Here is a 1,961-nt window from a genome sequence, read left to right on the forward strand (position 1 = left end):
GCTCACTACCTGTGACTGCTTCCTCCGGGACCATCCGTCCCAGTATCAAGCTGTCCGGCCGGCAGGGGGAACCTCAAGAACCCCTGCTCGACGCTGGAAGTGCCGCACAAACCGGCGCAAGGCAGCGGACAGGAGAACAGCCATGAAGCTACGGTTCCTTGGTAAGAACTCCCAAGGGGGAGAGTGCCCGACCCTCTACGCCACGGATCGGGACACGTACCTCGTGCAAGGCTGGAAGATCTTCGCGAACGACCTGCTGATGCAGCTCACCATCCGTGAGGGCGAGACAGCCGTCGAGGTACCCACCGAGCTGTTCGAGCACCTGGAGAAGGACGGGCTTCCCTCCGGAGAGTTCAAGCGCCTTGAGGACCCTCTTATGGTCCTCACGCCTGGAGGTACGTACGTTGTGCAGGGCCAGGAGGTGACCGACACCGAGGCCCTGGCACAGATGCAAATCCCGGACTACGAAACCGTGGTCGAGGTCCCCCGGGCCGCGATCACCGCGCTACTGGAGGAACCGCGTGGAGCTGATCTCCAGCACCGAGCGCAACCAGCTCTTTGATAGCTGTGTGCACGGTGCCTTCCACTTGGAGCTGAGGGACGACTACTCAGTCCCAGTAGAGGATGGCCCCTACGCGAGCTGGCTCCGTGGCGAGCCTCTGGACCACTCGTTCATGGAGCCGTGGACGCGGCTCGTAGAGCACGTCACTGGCACAGGTAAGACCATGCGCCGGGTGCGCGTCGTCACCGAACCGCACACTCCGTACATCCAGTGGGAGTACGTCACAGCCCACGTCAACGAAGAGGCCGGCGAGTCCGTCAGGTGGTACCCGCGGCACCAGTTGCCCGAGGGCCTGACCTTCCCAGTAGACGGACATGACTGGTGGCTGTTCGATGACTCGATCATCGCTGTGGGGCATTTCGACGACTCAGGCCGGTTTCTCGGGAACGAGTTGATCGACACGCCCGCCATCGTCGCCGAGTGCGTTCGGATGCGGGATCTGCTTTGGGCCTCCGCGGTTCCCCATTCCGAGTACAAGCCCTGATCTCTGCGTGAACAACCAAGCACAAGAGACGCGAGAGGCGCTGGGAGCCCGGCTGCGTGGATTCCGCAAGGATGCGGGATTCAGTAGTGGCCGGGCCTTCGCCGCTACGACTGGTTGGCAGGAATCCAAGGTCTCTCGTATCGAGAACGGCAAGCAGAACGCTTCCGAAGAGGACATCCGCGTCTGGTGCGAATTGACCGGGCACGAAGCCGAACTCCGAGACCTCATCGCGACGGTCCGCCACATTAATGAGCTGTGGTTGGAGTGGCGACGGCTGCTCCAGGCCGGGGCTGAAGGACGCCAGAAGCAGTCCCTGCCGCTCTATAGGAAGACCAAGGTCTTCCGCGTCTGGGAACCCAACGTCGTCTGGGGCACCCTTCAGACTGCCGAGTACGCCAAGGCCATCTTCGATGAGGTGTCACGCCTGTACGACACCCCAGGAGACGTGGAAGCCGCCGTGGCGAAGCGGCTCGAACGACAGAAGTACCTGTACCAGGGTGATCGGATCTTCAACGTCCTCCTGGGCGAGCAGGCCCTCTACTCGAACCATGGGGGCTCCGGGGTCATGAGAGCCCAGCTCGACCGGCTGTTGGCTGTTCTGGCGCTACCGCGACTGAGCCTGGGCATCGTCCCTCGGTCTGCGCCGCTCAACACGTGGATCGGGCACGGCTTCGTGATGTTTGACGACAAGCGCGTCATGTTGGAGACGTTCTCCGCAGAAATGGTCGTGACTCAGCCACGGGAGATCGACATCTACATCAGGGTCTTCGAGTTCCACAGGCGGTCCGCGGTGTACGGACAGACCGCCAGGGATCTCGTACTAGTGTCCTGAGTCGTTAGTTCGTTTGCGGTTGTAGGGTGGGGTGATGCCTGGTCCGAAGCCCTTGCCTCTGGAGCTGTCCGGTCACGAACGCC

3 protein-coding genes are annotated in these 1,961 nt (G+C 62.3%); all 3 read left to right on the forward strand.

All coding sequences use genetic code 11. The features are described 5' to 3' along the window. Nucleotides 1-142 precede the first annotated feature (142 nt). From BMZ82_RS39055 to BMZ82_RS39065, 3 genes are read left to right on the forward strand one after another with little or no spacing between them, the layout of a single operon-like run. Entirely contained in the window at nt 143-562 is a 420-nt protein-coding gene (locus BMZ82_RS39055) for a hypothetical protein (protein ID WP_093782114.1), read from the forward strand. Further along, complete coding sequence (locus tag BMZ82_RS39060) at nt 522-1,046, forward strand: DUF6879 family protein (protein ID WP_093782115.1); 525 nt, start codon at nt 522-524, stop codon at nt 1,044-1,046. The genes BMZ82_RS39055 and BMZ82_RS39060 overlap by 41 nt, the downstream gene beginning before the upstream one ends. A gap of 7 nt (nt 1,047-1,053) precedes the next feature. After that, nucleotides 1,054-1,878: a helix-turn-helix domain-containing protein gene (locus tag BMZ82_RS39065; RefSeq protein ID WP_177244885.1), complete on the forward strand. Its 825-nt coding sequence runs from the start codon at nt 1,054-1,056 to the stop codon at nt 1,876-1,878. Nucleotides 1,879-1,961 lie beyond the last annotated feature (83 nt).

This window comes from Streptomyces sp. yr375 (genome assembly GCF_900110755.1).
Taxonomy (GTDB): Bacteria; Actinomycetota; Actinomycetes; order Streptomycetales; family Streptomycetaceae; genus Streptomyces.